This is a genomic window from Streptomyces sp. NPDC017940 (assembly GCF_044328435.1).
Taxonomy (GTDB): domain Bacteria; phylum Actinomycetota; class Actinomycetes; order Streptomycetales; family Streptomycetaceae; genus Streptomyces.
Genome location: NZ_JBIRHJ010000001.1, coordinates 833,866 through 852,322, shown reverse-complemented (window position 1 = coordinate 852,322; position 18,457 = coordinate 833,866). Strand labels below are relative to the sequence as shown.

The window sequence follows — 18,457 nt, the reverse complement described above, 5'->3', positions numbered from 1 at the left end:
GGGTGTCCGGCATCCGGCCGGTCGGGGGTCGGGTCACGGACTGCCGGACTCCGTCGGCAGTCCGCCCCCGACCCAGTCCTCTATGCCTTCGCGGTACTTGCGGACGTCGGTGTAACCCAGCTCGACGAGCCGGGCACCCACCAACTCGCTGTTGCGGCAGGGCACGTTGGCGCAGTACACGACGATCGGCACCGCGGGGTCGGGCAGGAGGCCCCCGGCGAGTTCGTCGGTGGACCGGGCCGCGTCCTCGTAGGGGAACCCGGGGATGTTGAGGGCTCCCGGGAGGTGCTCGCGCGCGTAGTAGTCGGCGGGCATCGTGTCGACGACGGTGACGTTCCCCGCCTCCATCTCCTCGCGCAGTTCGTCGCGTTTCACGAGCGGCAGCACGTCAGCCTCCGGATTTGGTCAGGTCGGTTTCCGCGAGGGGGACTACGTCCACGCTGGACGCCCTGCGCGCCATGAGGGCCTTGCCGGCCGCGATGTAGAGGAGCAGGGCGGCGAGCACCGAGTTGATCGCGGGGATCCCGGCGTCCAGGTACTTGCCGACGGCGGAGCCGAAGGCCCAGCACACCAGTGAGAGCGGCATCCAGTCGGCGGTCTGCGCGGGCATGGTGTTGTCGGCCCGCGCGCGGTCGAGTTCGGGGCGGAACTGCCGGACCACGTAGTACTCGGCGATGATGATCCCGGCCACGGGCGGTGCGAGGACGCCGATGGTCTCCAGGAAGTCGGTGAAGTTGTCGACGATGCCGATCGCGGAGAGCGCGGTGCCCGCAGCGCCGATCACCCAGGTGACGGCGCGGCGGCCGACCCGGCGGCCGATGAGCACGTCGACGGAGTTCACCAGGCCGAGGGACGACGAGTACAGGTTCCAGTCGTTGATCTTGAGGATCGCGGTGGCGAGGACGAGTGTGCCGAGGAGCCCCGACGAGGAGGTGATGATGCCGACGATGTCGACCGACTTCGCGGCCTGCGCGAGCAGGACCGCCGTCAGGCCGATCAGGTACTCGCCGAGCGTCACGCTGATCAGCGTCTGTTTGACGACGTCGGCGGGGCGCCGGTTGAAGCGGGTCATGTCGGGCGTCATGATCGCGCCGAGGATGAAGGCGCCGGAGACCAGCGTGGTGCCCTCCGCCAGGGACATGGCAGGGCCGGGCGGCGGCGCGGCCATCAGGTCGGCCAGGGAGTGCCCGGCCAGGGTGTCGATGATGGAGTAGCCCGCGAGGAACAGGAAGGACGGGACCGTCAGATAGGCCGTCCACGCCATCATGGTGAAGCCGAAGACGGTGATGACGGTGATGACCGCGCCACCGATCAGCGCCCACACCCATTCCGGTGTGCCGCCCGCGAGGTCGTGCATGCCGCGCGCGAACACTCCGTTCTGCACCCCGAACCAACCCGCGAGGCTCAGCGCGATGAGCAGGCCGACCAGGGCCGAGCCCTTGCGGCCGAACCCGGACCAGCGGGCCAGCACCGAAACGGAGACGCCCTCCCGGACTCCGGCGATGCCGAGCAGGATCGTGATGACCTCCAGCATCACGGAGCCGACCGTGATGGCGATGACGGCGTCCCTGAAGGACATCCCGAAGCCGAGGACGGCGCCGACGAGGAACTGCTGGAAGGAGGAGACCTGTCCGAAACGCTGCACGGCGACGGAGAGCCAGGAACAGCGGGCGTGTTCGGGCACCCGGACCAACGCGTAGTCGTCGAGCACGTCGCCGTTCTGCTCCGCGCCGCGCACCGGGTGCTGGCCGGTGTCGCCCAGCGGGTGCCGGCCCGTGTCGCACGCCGGGTGCCGGCCCGTACCGCCCACCGGGTGCTGGCCCGTGCCGCTTACCGGGTCCCGGTCCGCGCCGCCCACCGGGTCCCGGTCCGTGCCGCTCACCGGCTCGCCACCTTCGTCTCCCCGAGCACCGGCGGCTCCGCCCGGCCCCTGCGCGGCTCCACGTGCCCCTGCTGCGGCTCCGCCTGCTCCGGCTGTGGCTCGCTGACGACCAGGAACCCCTGCCCCGGTGCCGGCTTCCAGGGCAGGAGCCCGGCGTAGAAGCGCTCCAGGAACGCCACTCGCTGGTGGTAGACGAACATCGACCCACCGCCCCTCCCAGCCCCGGCGGCGGCGATTCCGCCGGAGTCGGTGAAGAGCGGGAGTTCGGCGAGGAAATAGCGCACAGCGAGCCGTAATTGCTCACAAGTGGGCGTCGCGCCCCGCGCCAGCTTCCTGTCGAGCACCCAGTGCGTGGCGTCGAGACACGCGACACGGAAAGCGGCGTCCCTCTCGAAAAGAGCGGTGGCGGCAGCGAGGAGTTCACAGTAGCGCTGGTTTCCGCTCAGTCGTTCCATTCCCAGAACGCGCTGCTGAGGCTCGGGCACGTCCAGCGCGCACAGGGCCGTCATCACTTTGTTGTACGTGTACTGCCCTTGCCGTCGCGCTTTGTGCCGGGCCCGCTCCGGTGCATAACCGAGGGCTTCCATGGTGTACGCGGAAACCGTGTCCGGAATGAAGAAGTGGCAGCTCCCGAAGCGCTCCGAGGCCCAACGCGCGAGTTCGGTCAGCCTGGTGGTGCTGAAATAGCTGTTGAAGGGGCTGACGCCGATGCACGCGTGGTCGGCGACGGCGAGGACCTCGCCGCACCCCTCGGTGAGTGGTTCTTCGTCGAACATTTCTGGCACCTCGCCAACGGGCCTCTCCAACGAGGGCCTCTCCAACGACAGGGACGACCACCACCCGCCACAGTCATGAACCTGACAGTTCGGGGCAGCCAGCAAGATGGTCGCGCGCACCTCACGGCCCGGGTAGTGCCGACGGGGTTATGCCGTGCGGGCATACCCGGCCGCGCCGCATTGCGCCGCTGCGGATTATCGAACTTGCCGCATTCCCCGACCCGCCGCCGTGCGGCATTCCCGGCCTGCCACATCCCGCCGCATCACGCCGCATTGGGACGCATCACGCTGCATTGGGGCCGCATTGGGTTGCATTGCGCCGCGCCCCGCCGCCGTGCCGCAGCGCGCACCTTCCCGTATCCGCCGCTTGCCGAATTACGTCACATCACCTCGGCCCGGGCGCGAACGCGCGGCGTGCGCAGGATAGTACGTACCAATTCCCCGAGACACGCGAAACCGGCGATGTAATCCCCGCCCACCTCTGGCGCTACTGACCATGGCAACCGTATATTCGGGTCGCGGAGTCGCACCGGAGCCCACTGATTCCTCCTCACCCCCACTCCCCCACCCACACCCCCTCGCTCCACTTGTCATGAGCGTCACTTGTCATGAGCTGTTGCTTGCCATGAGCCGCCACTTGTCATGAACCTTGAAATCCACGACTTACGCATCCTTCGGGCCATCGCCGAGACGGGAAGCCTGGCCGCTGCCGCGCGACAGCTCGGCACCGGCCAGAGCAACGTCAGCCGTCACCTCCAGCGCATCGAACGAACCGTAGGAACGACCCTCTTCAGACGGCACCACGGCGGCACCACGCCGACGACCGCGGGCAGCATCCTGCTCTGCGGCGCGCAGGCGCTGCTTTCGCAGTTCGACGGGCTCCTGTCGGCGGTGGCGGCGCACACGCGCGACGAGGCCTCCGCGGCGGGCCGGGTGCGCGTCGGCTCGATCCGCAACGCGATCCTGGCGACCGTCGCCGGTGCGATCCACTCGCTGCTGCCCGACGCCGCGCTGTGCGTGCGCACCGACGACTCCAGCGGCGTCCTGCTGGAGGCGCTCCGCGCGCGGGACCTGGACGTGGCGGTGCTGCGCCGCCTCCCGCTGCTCGACCCGCCGCTGCCCGATGACGTCGAGAGCGCCGTCATCGCCTCCGAACGCCTCTGCGCCGGCGTCGGCGCCGACCACAGGCTCGCCGCCGGCACCTCCGTGGGGACGCCCGACCTCGCGTCGGAGACATGCGTCCTGACGGGTCCCCGCACCAGCGCCCTGCGGCGACACTTCCTGGCCGTCGCCGCGCACTGCGGTATCGCACCGGAACTGGCCCTGGCCCCCGACGAATCCGTCGCCACGGCTCTGGCCTGCGCGTCCGGCGCCGTCCACGTCACCTACCCGCCGCCCGCGCCGACGCCCGCTCTCGTGTACCGCTCGCTGCGCGAGGAGGTGGCCCGCTCCCAGCTCGTCCTCGCCTGGACGCGGTCGAGCAGCCTCGCCGGGTACGCCCTTGCGCTCGCGGAAGCGGTCCGCGACGCGCAGCCGTCCGCCACGCCACCCGCCGACGGTGGAGAGCCGCCGCCCCCTCGGCGCCACCGTCCACCACCATGACCAGGACCACCGAGAAAGCGCGGTTGACCCCCATGGACCTGACGATCCGCCACTTACGCGGCCTCTGTGCCATCGCCGACCACGGAAGCCTCAACCGGGCGGCCCTGTCCCTCGGCCTGCCGCAGCCCGCCCTCAGCCGCCAGCTCCGCCGCGTCGAGCAGCTCATGGGCGGCAGCCTCTTCGTGCGGGGCGTGCACGGGGCCCGGCCCACGCCGCTCGGCGCCGTCGTCCTGGCCCACGCCGAGACGATCCTCGGCCAGCTCGACGACCTGGGCGCGCAGCTCCGCGCCCACCAGGTCCACCGGCGCGGCGCGCTGCGGGTCGGCTGGGCCACGAGCACGCTGTACGAGCCGCTGCTGCGCTGCCTGCGCGCACTGACCTGCGGCGCCGAACGCCCCCGTATCGTGACGGTCGCCTCCTCGCGCGAACTCTACGAACTCCTGCACATCGGCGAGATCGACATCGGCCTCGACGACCGCACGGCCACCGATGGCTGCGCCGCCGACGGGAGCGTGGCGGAGATCGCGTGCGCGCAGACCCCGATGCTCGCGGCACTGGCGGCCGACCACCACCTCACCGCCACACCCCTGTTGACGATGCGTCACCTCGCCGAGGAGGAGTGGATCTCCTGCTCGGGCCCGGACGGCTGCGTGGACTGGCTGCGCGGAATCTGCTCGGCCTTCGACTTCGCGCCCCGCATAGGCCACGACATCGCGGTGACAGGACCCCGCTCCGCGATCATCCGCGACCAGCGCTCCGTAGCCCTGTGGCAGGCCATGCGAGCCACTGGCCCCGGGGTCGCCCTACGCGCGATAGCCGACCTGGACCTGCGCTCCCACCAGTACCTGGTCTACCGCGTCGGCAGCCCGTACGCCTCCCACGCCCCCGCGCTGGCTCAGCAGTTGGCTCGGGAGCATCGGGCGCTGCTGGCGCGGTGCGCTTGTCTTCCGGCTCGGCTGGAGGGAGGCTCGCCGGCATGAACTCCGTTGCCGACACCGCGAGGAGAGCCGTGCCGGTGCACGGCCCAACCGCCTCCGGCCGGTTCGGTCCACGCCTGTGACCCGGTGGCGACATCCACGAGGATCACACCCGTGCCGGTGGTCATGAGTTCGGCGGACGGTGCGGCGAGTCGGCGGGCGAGCATGTAGCTGATCGGTCGGGGCGAAGCGACCGGTGGCGGTGCCGCAGTCCTGGACGGTGAGGCGGACGAGCCCGAAGGTGAGCATCCATCCGCTGCTGGTGGTGGTGCTGGTTCCGCCGACGCGTACAGGCATCAGCTCGTCATCGTCCCGGCCGCGGGAGTCGATGGCCCACGGGCGGACCAGGGGATGAAGCGGGCGGTGTGGTACTTCGTCGCGCGCTCCCCGCTGCGGGTGCGGCACGGCCTCCCGACCGGGGCTTCGCTCTTCGGACCAGTACCGTCGGCAGTTCCATCGCCGGGTCAGGCAGCACCCCGCACGCTCCTCCTGAACGATGTCGCGGCGCCGGCGGACGAGTCCGCCCGGGTCACTGTTGGGCGTGGCTCGGGCACGGAGGACGGTAGCCGATGCCGGGGAAGTAGCGCCGCCACTGGTTCGGGCTGATGCGAGGTGAGGCCAGGGCACAGATCCGCTGTGCGGTTGGCTCGGGCCGGGTGGGCCACAGGCGGGCGGTGCGGTCCTCGCCCGCGGTCAGTACGGTTACGCCGTCGGAGGTGAACACCGCGGCGTGCACGCGGTCGTCGTGCCCCAGCAGCGTCGCGTACGGTTCGGCCCGCCCGGCGGCAAGCCGCCACAGCCGTGCGGTCCCGTCCTGGCCCGCCGTGGCCAGCATCCCTCCGTCCGGCGCGAACGCCACTGCCTGTACTGCTCCCACATGACCGCGCAGCACGTGCTGTTGACGCGGGCGGAAGGGATCACGAATGTCCCACAGGCGGATCGTGCCATCGAGCCCCGCCGTCGCCAGGCTCCGCCCGTCGGGGTGGAACGCCAGCGCCTGGATGTTGTCCGTGTGACCTGTCGCATCACCGAGCCTGCGGGGCCGGGTGGGATCGGCGACGTCCCACAGATGCACGGAGTCCAGGATGGAGAGCGCCACGACGTCCTTGCGCGGATGGAAGGCCAGGGCGAGCGAGCCCGCGTCCTCCTCCAGGGTCCCGGCCGCGCGGGGGCGACGTGGGTCGCGGGTGTCCCACAGCCGCGTTCTGGGGGTGCCGCCGCCGGCGGTGGCGAGGAGGTCGCCTGTCTTGTCGTAGGCGAGGGTGCGGATCTCCATGCCCGCCTCGAGCGTTGCTGTGGTGACGGGGCGTCGTTGCCGGGTGATGTCCCATAGGCGGACGGTGCCGTCGATGCTGCCGGTGGCAGCGGTATGTCCCCTGCGGTGGAACGCCACGGCCTTGACCTGTCCTTGGTGTCCGGTCAGTACGGCCAGCGGGCGGGGGTGGTACGCACGGGTGCCGGTCTGCCACAGCCGAGCGGTGAAGTCCTCGCTGCCGACGAGGGCGAGTGGTCCCTGGGCTTCTGCCGCCACGGTGGACAGGGCTCCGCCGTGGCCGGCGAGGACGGGGCCGGGGACGCTGGTCAGAGCTGCTGTGTGGTCCATGCTCGCAGAGGCGAGGGTGCGGCTGTCCGGGCTGAAGGCGAGGGTCAGGACGGCGTTGGTGTGCAGGGTGATCTTCTCCATGGCCTGGGGGTGGCGCCGGTCGGTGACGTCCCACAGGCGTATGGCGAAGTCCCAGCCGGTCGTGGCCAGCGCCCTGCCGTCGGGACTGAAGGCCACGGCGAGCACGGGCGCGGTGTGTCCGCGAAGGGTGCGCAGGGCACGGGGTCTCGCGGGCTCGGTGACGTCCCACAACTGCACGTGATGGTCCGCGCCGACCGCTGCCAGCGTGCGTCCGTCGGCGCTCAGCGCGGCCCCGGAGACGGCGCCGTCGCGCCCTGGCAGGCGTGCCGCCAGCCGGGGGCGCCGCGGATCGGCCGTCGTCCACACTGCGGTCGTGCCGTCGTCGGAGCCGGTCACCAGCACACGTCCGTCCGGGCTCAGCGCCATCGCGCCAACCGATCCCCCGCCGGGGGCAAGACGCGCCACGCGCCGTGGTGAGCGCGGCCGGGAGAGGTCCCACAGGCAGACCTTGCCGTCGGCACCGGCCGTGGCCAGAGTCCTTCCGTCGTGGGTGAGCGCGGTCCGCCACACCGCCTGGCGGTGCGCGGCGAAGCCGGCGAGCAGGGTCGGGCGCCGATCGGTGGAGGTGTCGAAGATCCGTACGGATCCGTCGTAGGCCGCGCTGGCGAGCAGACGTCCGTCATTGCTGTAGGTCAACGATTCGACGTCCTCGGGCTGTGCGCCGGGGGCGGTGGCGACGACGCGCGGGCGGTGCGGGCGGCTGACGTCCCAGATCCGGATGCGGCGGTCGTCGCCGCCGGTGGCCATCCGCTTGCCGTCGCTGGTGAAGGCGAGCGTGTTCACCTCCTGGCGCAGCCGGGTCGCGAACGGTGCGGAGAAGGCGCTCAGCAGGGAGGTGCGGGAGGCCGCGGAAGGGTGCAGCCGGTAGGCGGCGAGACTCAGCTGTGCCGCCAGTGCGGGATCCACGCGCCGCAGGTCGGCGGCCTGGGCGGCGACCTTCTCGGCCAGGGCTCTGTTGCGCTGGTCTGTGGCCTCACGTTCGGCGTCGGCGGCGAGCAGCGCGGCGATCACGGCGAGGGCGAGCAACGCGGCCATGGCGGCGACGGCTTGCCACGCCCGACGGCTGCGCCGCCGGTCGGCGCGGGAGGCGGCCGTGAGGAAGGCATGCTCGTGGGCGTTGAGACCGCCGGGATGGCGCTCGGACCAGCTGCGGGCGGTGGCCAGCCGTGCGCCCCGGTAGAGCAGTTCGCGGTCACGGTCGGAGTCCTCCCAGTCCAGGGCCGCCTCTGTCAGCCGGCGGTGGGTGAGGAGGTCCTCGCGGTCCTCGGCCAGCCAGCCGCGCAGCCGCGGCCAGGCGGCGATGACGGCCTCGTGGGCGACCTCCACGCTGTCCGGAGTGTGCTGGCCCAGGGTGATCAGGCGGGCGGCGGCCAGTTCGTTGAGGAGCGCGCTGATCTCGTCGGCTTCTGCGAGGCCGGACAGTTCGGCACGGCTGATGCGCCGTCGCGTGTCGTCCGTGCCGTCACCGAGTGCCGTCAGCCGTACGAAGAGCCGACGCATGGTCCGCTGCCGCGCCGGCTCTGCCGCGGCGTACAGCGCCTCGGCCGTCTGGGCCACCGCGTCGCGCAGCCCGCCGCTGGACTGGTAGTCCTTCAGGCGCAGTCGCTGTCCTTGATGGCGCATCCAGGTCTGGCGCAGCACATGCGAGAGCAGCGGTAGCGCGCCGGGGTGCCCGGTGGCCTCGCTCACCAGGGTGCTCAGCAGCTCGGGGTCGAGTTCCACACCGAGCTGCCGTGCGGGGCCAGCGATGATCCGGCGGAGTTCGCTCTCGTCCGGCGGCCCGATCGGCAACTGGCGGCTGGAGCGCAGCACGGCGGCCAGCGCCGGGTGTGCGGAGCAGTGGGCGTAGAAGTCGGAGCGTACGGCGATCAGTATGCGCAGTTGCTGGTGAGGGGCGCGGGCGAGGTCGGCGATTCGGGTCAGGAAGGCGTCCCGCTCGGCTGTGTTTTGACAGAGGGTGAAAACCTCCTCGAACTGGTCGATGGTCAGCAGCATGCCGCCTTGGGGAGCGTCGGCTGCGTTTCGCGCCTCTGCATGCGAGGGTGCGGTGGCCGCCAGCTCGGGAGGAGGTGCACTGGGCCGGTCCTGATACGTGCCGGTGGCCGGGAGAAGTCGGGCCATGGCTCGTTCCAGCTCCGCCAGCGGCCGGGTGCCGGGCGTGATCCGGCAAGTGCGCCAGTGCGAGGGGAGCAGGGGCAGCACACCGGCGTTCAGCAGGGACGACTTGCCGGCGCCCGAAGCGCCGAAGACAGCGGTGAGGTTGCTGGCGCCGGACTCCTGGACTGCGGCGCTCACCTGCTCGGTGAGTTCGTCACGGCCCCGGAAGTACCGGGCGTCCTGCTGCTGGTAAGCGGCGAGCCCCGGGTAGGGGCAGTCGGTGTCGGCCGTGTCCACCGCCTCGTTGGCAAGCTCCCGTACGGCCGTCCGCCAACGGGCCTCCCACGTCGTGGGATCGCCGCCGCACACCCGTACGTAGGCGAGCGTCACCTCAAGCGTCGGCAGCCGGTCGCCTTTGGCCGCTTCGGCCAGTGTGCTGGCAGCGAAATGGGCCTTCTTGGCCAGCGTTCGATAGGGCGGTGAGCCTGCCCGCTCGCGGAGTTCCCGCAGTTCCCAGGCCAGCTTGGCCACCGGTCCCGTGGCCGGGTCGACGGGACGTTGCGGACGCCCTACGCCAGCACTGCGAACTCGTGATACCTGCGGCTGGAGGGTCGCGGAAGGCTGCCTGCCGTCCTCAGTCGATTCGTGTCGAGGTTTGTTCACCGAAGCCCCTCGTGCCGCAGCCTGATGCGCGCCGCTGGGGTGGCTGGGGCGCACACGGATGTGATGAGGCCTTCCCACGGGCACGTCAGTGCAGCCTTGATACAGCAAGGCTGGCGGGCCAAGAGGCCCTTGCGGCGTTCATTGGCGCAAAGCGCTGCCCTGCGCCGGGTAGCGGTAGCCGGGTTCACGCCGGCTCGGGCCCTTGTTGGTCGTTGCAGGCCGGCGCGGGCTCGCGGCGAGGCCGCGGTCGGGCCTGTGCCGCACCGTCCGTGCCCCGGCCCGCAGTTGTCCGATTGTCCGGGCCTCACCACCAGGCCTTTCGAACAACTCGAGCGTTCCTGAGTCTGGTGTTCGCCGTCAGCATCACCGAGTCACGCACCTCGCGAAGCTCACCCGTACGGCGAACAAACACCCACAGGGAGTCGCTATGTCGACACTTGACCGCAGCTCTCGCAATGAGCATGGAACCGACCACCCCGAGCCCCGGAAGGCGCGGCGGATGGCCTTACTGGGCGCCACTGGAGACGGCAATTTTGGCTGACGGGCACCGAGCGGTCCCGGGCCGAGGAGGAGGTGAGGTGATCGTGACAAGGCAGAGGGTGAAGCAGGGGGTGCTCCTCGCGGTGGCCGTCGGATGTGTGGCCGCGGGTGCCGGGGTCGTCGTGGCGGAGCAGCGACCGCCGCAGACCGGCCGGGACGCCGGCTCCGTGGTACGGGACCTGACGGCTCAGGAGAAGAGCCGGCTGTACCGGGCGGAACAGCTCCTGTTGCGTGACTGCATGCGCGAACGGGGTTTCGTGTACCGCCCCGTTCCGCAGGATCCCGTTCCGCAGGCCCGGGAGTTCCCCTACGTGCTGGACGATGTCGCCTGGGCGCGGAAACACGGTTACGGCAGTGACATCCAGCGCGAGCTGACCCGGGTCCGCGAGGAGGACGTCAATCAGCGGTACTTCCGCTCCCTGCCGGCGGACCGCAGGGCTCAGGCGTTGCGGGCGGCCCACGGCCGGGACACGAAGGGCGTCACCGCTCACGCCCCGGACGGAATGGTGCTGCAACGCAGCGCCGAAGGCTGCCAGTCACATGCCGAGCGGGTCCTCTACGGTGATCTGGCCGCCTGGTTCCAGGCCAGGGTGACCCTGGATTCACTTCCCGGGATACGGCACGGACAGGTCATGGATGATCCGGCCTTCGCACGCGCCGTCGAGCCGTGGGCACGCTGCATGCGCGCGAACGGCCATCGCTATGCCAGCCCCGCGCAGCTGCGGAAGGACGCGCTGCCGCGCCCGGGCGAACCCGCACTCGCGAAGCGGAAGGAGATCCGCCTCGCCGTCGCCGAGGCCCGTTGTGCCGCCGACAGCGGACTGGCCCGCACGGCACACGCACTGGACCGGACGCACACGGTCCGGATCCACCACCAGTACCGCTCCGCGCTGGACACCGCACGACGGCTTCAGCGGGGAGCCCTGCCCCGTGCCGACGAGGTCATCGACGACACGCGCTGACACGTCGGGACACGGCGGCCGAAGACGCACCATCCGCACAAAGAACAGAAAGAACAGAGAGCGGCCATTCATCACCGGCCGGTCACCTCATGACGACGGGCCGGTCACCTCACTACGAAAGGTATTGCCATGCGCATGTCACGTACGCTGGTCCTGGGGGCAACCCTCGCCGCCCTGGGCACCGGGCTCCTCCCGGCCGCCGCCCAGGCAGCCCCCGACACCGGCCGGACCACATCCGCCTCAGCCACCCCCGCCGCCCCCACGGGCGCCCAGGCCGACGGCAAACTCCACCTGTTCCGCGACACCCACTTCAGGAACTTCTGCGCCGCCTACGTCGGCAACTCCACGAACTGGGGTGCCTGTCGCAACCAGATCTCCTCCCTGAAGAACCTCGGCTATCCCGGCGCCCTGGACGACGTCTGGCTGTACTACGGCCCGAACTACTCGGGAGCGCGACGCGGCGTCTACAACGGTGGTGAGATCCCCGACCTCACGCCCTACCCGTTCGACGCGGGAACGGGCACCGGCGCCGGCCAGTCGATCAACGACAACGTCGCCTCCCACAAGTGGACGAACCTGTAACCAGCGATGGTGACGAGCTCTGCGGGCCGCACACGAGGAGCGGCCCGCAGAGTTTCACCCGTCCTTCTTCCACCTCCATTTACGCTTCCGCGGCCAGGTGTTCCTTGCCAAGGTCGAGCCAGAGCATTCGTGGAGCCTGGAAGGCCTCGGCACGAGTCGTTTGGCGGTAGGTATCCACTAGGGGTCTACGGGCGCGAGTGTTTTGAGCTTCGCGACGAGATCACGGACCGCATCGACTCTCAGGTTGCCGAGGTTCAGAGCTGTGCCCCGGCATGGCGCGTGCTGGCACGGTTCAACGATGTTCATGTCGTCCAGCTCTGTGATTCCCAGGGATTCGAGGATGGCCACCAGTTCGCGCCCCGCTTCGGACAGCTCGCTGCGCTCTTCCGTGTCGAAGTAGTCGGGTGTAGGCAACGTAGGGCCGATCATTTCCCATCCCTTGAACCGGTGGGAGTCAGCGAGGGCTGTACTCCCTTGCAGTACGGGCAGCGGATCATGCCGCACCAGCCGCACTCAGGTTTGGCCGCGGTCTGTCCCGTCGCCGCCGGATGCGTCTTCACGAGATAACCCTTTCGATACCGTCCACGTTCACGTCTACGCGCTGACCGTGTACGAAGTACCGTACCGGGCTCCCCTCTTCGAGCACCAAGAGGGCTTCACGAATTCTGCGGTACTGGTTTCGCATGGCGTAGACCGGAAGTTCTGATCGCTGTGCCCATCGATAGCCTTTCAGCTCGCCGGGGGCAGTCAGCCTAGGGGCTTCCATGTCGGCCGTCCCGCAGTAGAAGACGAAATTGATGCCTTCTCGCACGTCGTTTTCTACGTTCTCCGGAACGACATCGATGATGAGGAGGCGCCTGGGAACAACTTTGAGTCCGGTCTCTTCCTCGACCTCCCGCGCTACAGCGGCATGCGGTAACTCATTTTCCTCTGCTCCCCCGCCGGGGAGGATCATGCCGTCTTTGTAGTGCGGATCCACCAAGAGAACATGTCCCGCATGACTGAGGATGATCGCGACGGCGCCGATCCTTCGGCGCGGCGGTGCTGACAGACTCACGTCTTTGTCCATCTGAATCCTTTGGGTGCTGGCTTGGAAGGGCGGTGACGGGCTTCCGGCTGCCACCGACGGTCAGCCGGAAGCCCGCCGCTGGCGCAGCCTGATCCATGTGCGGGTTCGTGGAACGGCTACTCCCATCCGTGCGGGGGAAGTGGGGGGCAACCCCGGCACGGGGGCTATGCGGGGCGGGACGGGGCGGGCGTAGGTGCGCCGCAGGCAGCGCACCTGCCGCCGCAGATATCACTGCCGCGGAGGAGAGTTCCCCGGTCTCGTCGTTCCGGCGCCATCACGGGAGCCGGCGGAAGCACGGCGGGGTGGGCGGGCTGAGGTACGTCCGGCGTTCGACGAGCGTTGGCCTGGAGGGCTGCGGGGATGCACCGGAGTAACGGCAGTCTCACCGGTCCCACTCCTCCAGGACGGCGGAGAGGTCCGAGGAAGGCCGCTCGAGCGAGACCGCGCGAGACAGGTCCTTGGTGTCGGCGTCCCACTCCTGGCCGCCATGCAGCGGGCGGAGTTGGACTATCCCCCATGCGGTGTCCATGACCTCACCGACTCGCTTGGTTTTCGAGTCGTACACCGTCTCGTGCAGCTCGGGCATCACAGCAAGCCCCACAGCGAGTCAGCGACGGTGTCCAGGTCCGCGTGTGCTGTGTCGACGAACCCGCCAGGCGGGCGCCACGTCACCAACTCTTGAGGGCCTAGCGCTCGTATGTCCCGGACGGGCGCCATCGCACCGTCAGTCCGCTCCACGCTCTGACCATCACCGTTGACACACGCTCCCGACTGCATGTTCTCGACCGCCTTAAGGGGAGAGGTTTTCTGTCACTCAGTCAAGGGGCCTCGGCGCCTGTGGGACAGGTGGTTTCGGAGGCAGCTCATCGCATGCCCCCGGTGATTTTTACCTGTGGGCTGTCACTGGCTGGTGACAGCTCGCTACCGTCGGACTGTGTACGCAAACGCCGCACTAGAGGCGCGCATGAGAAAACTCGACATCGGGCAGGCCGAGTTGGCGAGGCTCGTCAACGCCGAGCTGGAGAAGCTGACGGGATCCTTGGGTCGAGTCACCGACGCAGACGTGCGGCGTTGGTTGCGGGCCGATACGAAGTGGCCGCAGGACCGGATCAGGCTTTGCATCGAGAGGGTTCTGCAAGCGACGGCACCAGACCTAGGCTTCGTTGTGAGAGGCAAGCAGAGATCGGGGCGACCGGAGGACGACGTGCACCGCCGTAAGTTTCTGGCCACCGCGGGAGGCACATCTCTGGCCATAGCTGCGCCTTCCGGCAAGCGGCTCGGCCTCAGTGACGTCGACCGGTTCCACGATGAGTACGTTCGGATCCTGGAAGAGGACTGGCGTGTCGGAGGTCTCCAAGGCGTTGAGACGCACGCAACGGAACTAGCTCTCCGTATCCGTTCGTCCCTGTGTCGTGGCGCCACATCGGGCGGTGTCCGCAAGCGGCTGCATCGCCTCGCCTCGGATGTGACCTGCTCAGCCGCGTTCGCTGCCATCGACGCAAGATCCCACAGGCGGGCTCGCACGCATCTTGAGAAAGCCGTGACATTCGCCGGTCTATCCGGAGACAGCGAAACGCAATATCAAGTCTGGAATCACTTAGCCATGACTGCATGTCAGCGCGAAGACTTCGCAGAAGGAGCCGCCGCAGCAGACGTGATGAAATCCCTAGCTATTGCACGGCGAGATCCGCTGTACGCTTCATTGGGCCACATGCGAAATGCTCGATCCTTGGCAAGGATGAATCAAAGCAGTACCTGCATCCGCGCTCTCAGCGCCGCCGAGACCTCCTTCAGTCGCGCCACGGAAACGGACCGGCCAGAGTGGATCACCTTCTACGACCAGAGCGAAGTCTGCGGCCTCGGCGCTAGCATCTGGTTCGCTCTGGGCCAATACGATCGCGCGGAGGCTCTATTCCATAAAACCTTGAGTTCGATCCGCCCGGAGATGATTCGAAACCGCGCCCTCTACACCACTCACCTGGCACTCTCGCAGGCACGTCAGGGAGAGTTGGAGTTGGCGTGCTGCACGGGACTCAAGGCCTACGACATGCTACCTCAGGGATCTGGGTCCAAGCGCGCCACTGACATGCTCGGGAAGGTCCGCCGCGCCCTTCAGGAATCGGGATCGAAGGCGCCTGAGGTTACCGACTGGGTCGAGAGGTCTCGTCAATGGACCTGAAGCATTACGGCTACGAAGACGTGAAGGACATCAGGGCTCTGCTCCTCGACATTCACGACGACGTGTACGCAGAAGAGCACGACGACTTTCACTCTCGCGATCGGTTCGCGCAATTCGTAGACGCATGGTCCGCGAAAGAGACTTGGGCATGCGTGGTCGGCTTCGAGAAGGGGGAGCCTGTCGGGTATGCGTACGGTGCCGCCTTCAACCCTGGCGGGTGGTGGCGCGGCGTTCAAGACCCTGTGTGGTTGACGCCCGAGACCAGAGTTTTCGCTGTCTCCGAGTTGATGGTGGACCCACGATGGAGGAAGACCGGCGCATCAGTAGCACTCCATGACGCTCTTCTCGGTACTCAGTACGCCCACTATGCGACGTTGTTCGTCGACACTGCACACCCCGGCGTCATCGCCCTGTACGAAGGGTGGGGTTACAGTAGGGTCAGCGAGTCGAAACCGTTCGACGATGCTCCGCTATATGCCGTCATGGCCAAACAGCTCTCCCGGCCTCATGGAGACGCCGCAACAGCGAGGCCGGAAGGCCGACGCTGAGCCTTTTCCCACCTCAGTTTGTGCCGGGATCGCAGGGCTCGCACTCGCGTACTGGCTGTCCCGGAATGCGCCAAGGCGCTTCGACTTGGTAGTCGGTGCCGACGGGATGCACTCCACCGTACGGCGCCTGGTGTTCGGCCACGAGCGGCAGTTCGCGGGCGACCTGGGCCTGTACGGCGCAACCGTCCCACAGGCACCCGCCCCAGGGCTTGACCTGATCCAGTGACGTCAAGGGCTGTCGCATGAGTCTCCTCGTCTCTCAGGTGATCCGACAGTGGCAACCGCCGCCGGGGCTTCCGGACGGCGAGAGGGGCTCAGCCGGGGCAACTGGTGTGAACGTCCCCTTCGGGTGCGAGGACCGTCCCGCGCGCTGCCGACGGCCGACAGATGGATGCGCGCAGAGGGCGCGTCCCTGTGGCCGGGGTCGTAACAGCCGGCCGTCCCGGTCATTGGTCGCCGACCTTGGTCGCGACCTCAGCCCAGACCCGCTTGCCCCAGGGAAGGAGATCGGCTCCCCAGCGGTCGGAGAGGGCGTCGATCAGGAGGAGGCCACGGCCGCCGATGGCGTCCGGACCAACGATGCGCAGCTCGGGCATGCGGCGGGACTTGTCGACCACGGCTACGCGGAGCCGGTCGGGGCGCGGCTGCTCGGCGATCACCCGGACGCTGTGAGAGTGACCGTGGCGGACTGCATTGGTGACGATTTCGGAGATCAGGAGCGTGCCGGTCTCTGCGGCGCCCTGGTCCATGCCCCACTCCGCGCAGGCCTTCCGGACTATCTGACGCGCCACCGGAACAGCGGCGGCCTCGCTCACCAGCGTGACGCTTTGGCGCGGGTATTGGCCTGGTCCGACTCGCTCGTTGGTCATGGTCATCGTCACGCCTTGGTCTGGGCGGCTGGGGAAGGCCCCGCCCGCGTGCCTCGGAGCAGAAACCTACGGGCGAGGCCGCGCCGAGGTGCGTACACGGGTGCGCTTTCCGGCATCTGGCAGTCAGTCAACCCGTGGAGAAGGGGACGGGGAGACTCCAGAAGGTGACTCCATTGCGAAGTCGCGCCAGCGGCGTTGGCCCTAGCATCGGTTCCATTCGCTACCCGGGGGAGTCGCAGATGGACCGTCTGTTACCGGACCCGCGCGAGGTTGTCGCCGGTCTGCTCGGAGATGAACGCCTGTCCCATGCATGCGCCGAGCGGGACATGGGCGCGGTGTTCCGGATGCTCAACGCGCGGGGTGTCAGTACGCGGCGCATCGCTGCCGCCGTCGACATCACGCAGGGGCGGCTGTACGACTACATGAACGGCAAGAGCTGGGTGGAGAAGCTGACCCTGTTCGAGCAGATCGCCGACGCCTTCCACATCCCCGGCCGTCTGCTGGGGCTGGCTCGACGCTCGTGGGAGCCCGCGCCGGCGACCGCCGAGCACGAGCGGACGGACCGGCCGCCGCCGGACGGTGACGACCTGGTGGCGATGGATCATTTCCGCAGCGCTGACCGGCAGACCGGAGGCGGCAGGCTGTACGGGGCTGTCGTCCGGCATCTGTCGGACCGGGTGGCGCCCCGGCTGGTCGACATCGGCAGCGGTCCGCAGGTGTTCGCCGCCGCAGCCGCGCTGACCGAGATGGCGGGCTGGATGGCCCACGACTCGGGGCATGACGACCGCGCGGCCCGGCACTTCGCCCGCGCTCTCCCTTTGGCCCGCGCCTCTGGTGACCTCCCGTTGGCCGCGCACGTCGCTGCGAGCAGCAGCCACCTCGCCCTTGAGACCGGGGATGCGGCCGGGGCTGTCGGCTGGGCGCGGACCGGGCTCGACCTGGCCGCACAGGGGCCTCGCGTGCCCGCGTTGACGGCGCGGCTGCACACCATGCAGGCGCGTGCGCTGGCGGTCGCGGCTCAGCGCACCCCGGCCGCCCACGCACTGGAGGTCGCGCACCGTGAGCTGGAGGCTTCACCCGCTGCTGATCATCCGTGGCTGAGCCCGTTCGACGCCGCCGCGCTGGCCAGCGAGTCAGCTCTGATCCTGCGTGACCTGGAGCAGTACGACGAGGCTCTGGCACACGCCGAACGAGCTGTTGCGCTGCGCGAGGCGGGGCGGGCGCGGTCCTTGGCTCTCAGCCGAATCACCCTGGTGGACATCCACGTGCGCCAGGGAAACCTGGACGCCGCGGTGAGCGTGGGCCACGACCTGCTCAGGACGAGCCCGACTCTCGGTTCGGTCCGGGTGGTGCAGCAGCTCGACGGGCTACGCCGGCTGTTGCAGCCGCACCGGGGTCGCCAACCAGTCCGGGAGTACCTGGCGCGGTTCGATGACGCACGCCGCGCCAGAATGCTCCTGCTGGCCGACCTGATTCCGCCACCCCCGGGAGGCACGACCGCATGAGGCCCACAGCACCCGATCCCGCCGATGCCGACGCGTGGAACGCGTATCTCGCGGAGGGCAACGCCAAGCAGGCCCGCAAGCGCGTGGCGGCCGATGTACTGCTGCGGGACCCGTCCGGCCATGTGCTCCTGGTGAACCCCACCTACAAACCGGGATGGGACCTGCCCGGCGGGATGGCGGAGGCCAACGAGCCACCGGAGGACACGGTACGCCGCGAACTGGTGGAGGAACTCGGCCTACGCGTCACGCCGCTCGGGCTGCTGGTGGTGGACTGGGTGGCCCCGCACGGCCCCTGGGACGATCAGCTCGCCTTCGTCTTCGACGGCGGCGTCCTGGACGAGGACCAGGCCGACCGGCTGCGGCCACGGGACGACGAGCTGTCCGAAGCCGCCTTCGTGACAGCCGCCGAAGCCACCGGCCGCCTCCGGGACCGCACCCGGAGCCGGTTCGAGCACGCTCTGGTAGCACTGGACGCGGGACGGGCGTTGTACCTCCGCGACGGCGCGCCCCTCATGTGATCAA

General features: G+C 69.2%; 16 protein-coding genes and 1 pseudogene. 9 read left to right on the top strand and 8 right to left on the bottom strand.

Annotated features, from left to right (window positions below; genetic code table 11):
• Window positions 1–33: 33 nt before the first annotated feature.
• The 3 genes from ACH4DX_RS03540 to ACH4DX_RS03530 are packed head-to-tail and all read right to left on the bottom strand — an operon-like array spanning window position 34 to window position 2,658.
• Window positions 34–387, bottom strand: coding sequence for a rhodanese-like domain-containing protein (locus tag ACH4DX_RS03540; protein WP_398117401.1), 354 nt, complete (start codon window positions 385–387; stop codon window positions 34–36).
• 1 nt (window position 388) lies between these two features.
• Entirely contained in the window at window positions 389–1,882 is a 1,494-nt protein-coding gene (locus ACH4DX_RS03535) for a purine-cytosine permease family protein (protein WP_398153831.1), read from the bottom strand.
• Window positions 1,879–2,658, bottom strand: a complete 780-nt coding sequence (locus ACH4DX_RS03530; RefSeq protein WP_398153830.1) for a tRNA-dependent cyclodipeptide synthase — start codon at window positions 2,656–2,658, stop codon at window positions 1,879–1,881. Before ACH4DX_RS03530 ends, ACH4DX_RS03535 begins: the two co-directional genes overlap by 4 nt.
• Window positions 2,659–3,300: 642 nt before the next feature.
• Between ACH4DX_RS03530 and ACH4DX_RS03525 the strand changes: the two genes are divergently transcribed.
• Window positions 3,301–4,260, top strand: coding sequence for a LysR family transcriptional regulator (locus tag ACH4DX_RS03525; RefSeq protein ID WP_398153829.1), 960 nt, complete (start codon window positions 3,301–3,303; stop codon window positions 4,258–4,260).
• Window positions 4,257–5,240, top strand: coding sequence for a LysR family transcriptional regulator (locus tag ACH4DX_RS03520; protein WP_398153828.1), 984 nt, complete (start codon window positions 4,257–4,259; stop codon window positions 5,238–5,240). Before ACH4DX_RS03525 ends, ACH4DX_RS03520 begins: the two co-directional genes overlap by 4 nt.
• 526 nt (window positions 5,241–5,766) lie before the next feature.
• Here ACH4DX_RS03520 and ACH4DX_RS03515 read toward each other — a convergent pair.
• Window positions 5,767–9,549 carry a hypothetical protein gene (locus ACH4DX_RS03515; protein WP_398153827.1) on the bottom strand — a complete coding sequence of 1,261 codons (3,783 nt, stop codon included), beginning with the start codon at window positions 9,547–9,549 and terminating at the stop codon, window positions 5,767–5,769.
• Window positions 9,550–10,265: 716 nt separating this feature from the next.
• Between ACH4DX_RS03515 and ACH4DX_RS03510 the strand changes: the two genes are divergently transcribed.
• The gene (locus ACH4DX_RS03510; protein ID WP_398153826.1) at window positions 10,266–11,183 is read left to right on the top strand and encodes a hypothetical protein; all 918 of its coding nucleotides are present in this window, start codon (window positions 10,266–10,268) and stop codon (window positions 11,181–11,183) included.
• A gap of 129 nt (window positions 11,184–11,312) precedes the next feature.
• Entirely contained in the window at window positions 11,313–11,765 is a 453-nt protein-coding gene (locus ACH4DX_RS03505) for a hypothetical protein (protein WP_398153825.1), read from the top strand.
• A 177-nt stretch (window positions 11,766–11,942) separates the two neighbouring features.
• On the opposite strand, the gene ACH4DX_RS03500 is transcribed toward ACH4DX_RS03505, so the two are convergent.
• The 3 genes from ACH4DX_RS03500 to ACH4DX_RS03490 form a co-directional block, all read right to left on the bottom strand.
• Window positions 11,943–12,194, bottom strand: coding sequence for a hypothetical protein (locus tag ACH4DX_RS03500; protein WP_398153824.1), 252 nt, complete (start codon window positions 12,192–12,194; stop codon window positions 11,943–11,945).
• A gap of 127 nt (window positions 12,195–12,321) precedes the next feature.
• Window positions 12,322–12,834 (bottom strand): NUDIX domain-containing protein, encoded by a 513-nt coding sequence (locus ACH4DX_RS03495; RefSeq protein WP_398153823.1) that lies wholly within the window; start codon window positions 12,832–12,834, stop codon window positions 12,322–12,324.
• A 382-nt stretch (window positions 12,835–13,216) separates the two neighbouring features.
• The gene (locus ACH4DX_RS03490) at window positions 13,217–13,420 is read right to left on the bottom strand and encodes a hypothetical protein (protein WP_398153822.1); all 204 of its coding nucleotides are present in this window, start codon (window positions 13,418–13,420) and stop codon (window positions 13,217–13,219) included.
• A gap of 348 nt (window positions 13,421–13,768) precedes the next feature.
• On the opposite strand from ACH4DX_RS03490, the gene ACH4DX_RS03485 reads away from it, so the two are divergent.
• The 3 genes and pseudogenes from ACH4DX_RS03485 to ACH4DX_RS03475 form a co-directional block, all read left to right on the top strand.
• Window positions 13,769–15,013 carry an XRE family transcriptional regulator gene (locus ACH4DX_RS03485; RefSeq protein ID WP_398153821.1) on the top strand — a complete coding sequence of 415 codons (1,245 nt, stop codon included), beginning with the start codon at window positions 13,769–13,771 and terminating at the stop codon, window positions 15,011–15,013.
• Entirely contained in the window at window positions 15,004–15,561 is a 558-nt protein-coding gene (locus tag ACH4DX_RS03480; protein WP_398153820.1) for a GNAT family N-acetyltransferase, read from the top strand. The genes ACH4DX_RS03485 and ACH4DX_RS03480 overlap by 10 nt, the downstream gene beginning before the upstream one ends.
• 61 nt (window positions 15,562–15,622) lie before the next feature.
• Window positions 15,623–15,760, top strand: a pseudogene (locus tag ACH4DX_RS03475) (monooxygenase); the annotation flags it as partial.
• A 247-nt stretch (window positions 15,761–16,007) separates the two neighbouring features.
• On the opposite strand, the gene ACH4DX_RS03470 reads toward ACH4DX_RS03475, so the two are convergent.
• Window positions 16,008–16,436: an ATP-binding protein gene (locus ACH4DX_RS03470; RefSeq protein WP_398153819.1), complete on the bottom strand. Its 429-nt coding sequence runs from the start codon at window positions 16,434–16,436 to the stop codon at window positions 16,008–16,010.
• Window positions 16,437–16,669: 233 nt separating this feature from the next.
• On the opposite strand from ACH4DX_RS03470, the gene ACH4DX_RS03465 reads away from it, so the two are divergent.
• The gene (locus ACH4DX_RS03465) at window positions 16,670–17,935 is read left to right on the top strand and encodes an XRE family transcriptional regulator (RefSeq protein ID WP_398153818.1); all 1,266 of its coding nucleotides are present in this window, start codon (window positions 16,670–16,672) and stop codon (window positions 17,933–17,935) included.
• On the top strand, window positions 17,932–18,453 hold the full coding sequence (locus ACH4DX_RS03460; RefSeq protein ID WP_398153817.1) for an NUDIX domain-containing protein: 522 nt from the start codon (window positions 17,932–17,934) through the stop codon (window positions 18,451–18,453). Before ACH4DX_RS03465 ends, ACH4DX_RS03460 begins: the two co-directional genes overlap by 4 nt.
• Window positions 18,454–18,457: the final 4 nt, after the last annotated feature.

Bases quoted from the DNA above. Each gene is read 5' to 3' on its own strand.
- ACH4DX_RS03460 (WP_398153817.1), top strand. From the start codon at position 17,932: ATGAGGCCCACAGCACCCGATCCCGCCGATGCCGACGCGTGGAACGCG.
- ACH4DX_RS03520 (WP_398153828.1), top strand. From the start codon at position 4,257: ATGACCAGGACCACCGAGAAAGCGCGGTTGACCCCCATGGACCTGACG.
- ACH4DX_RS03490 (WP_398153822.1), bottom strand. From the start codon at position 13,420: ATGCCCGAGCTGCACGAGACGGTGTACGACTCGAAAACCAAGCGAGTC.
- ACH4DX_RS03480 (WP_398153820.1), top strand. From the start codon at position 15,004: ATGGACCTGAAGCATTACGGCTACGAAGACGTGAAGGACATCAGGGCT.
- ACH4DX_RS03465 (WP_398153818.1), top strand. From the start codon at position 16,670: ATGGACCGTCTGTTACCGGACCCGCGCGAGGTTGTCGCCGGTCTGCTC.
- ACH4DX_RS03505 (WP_398153825.1), top strand. From the start codon at position 11,313: ATGCGCATGTCACGTACGCTGGTCCTGGGGGCAACCCTCGCCGCCCTG.
- ACH4DX_RS03470 (WP_398153819.1), bottom strand. From the start codon at position 16,436: ATGACCATGACCAACGAGCGAGTCGGACCAGGCCAATACCCGCGCCAA.
- ACH4DX_RS03530 (WP_398153830.1), bottom strand. From the start codon at position 2,658: ATGTTCGACGAAGAACCACTCACCGAGGGGTGCGGCGAGGTCCTCGCC.
- ACH4DX_RS03495 (WP_398153823.1), bottom strand. From the start codon at position 12,834: ATGGACAAAGACGTGAGTCTGTCAGCACCGCCGCGCCGAAGGATCGGC.
- ACH4DX_RS03525 (WP_398153829.1), top strand. From the start codon at position 3,301: ATGAACCTTGAAATCCACGACTTACGCATCCTTCGGGCCATCGCCGAG.
- ACH4DX_RS03500 (WP_398153824.1), bottom strand. From the start codon at position 12,194: ATGATCGGCCCTACGTTGCCTACACCCGACTACTTCGACACGGAAGAG.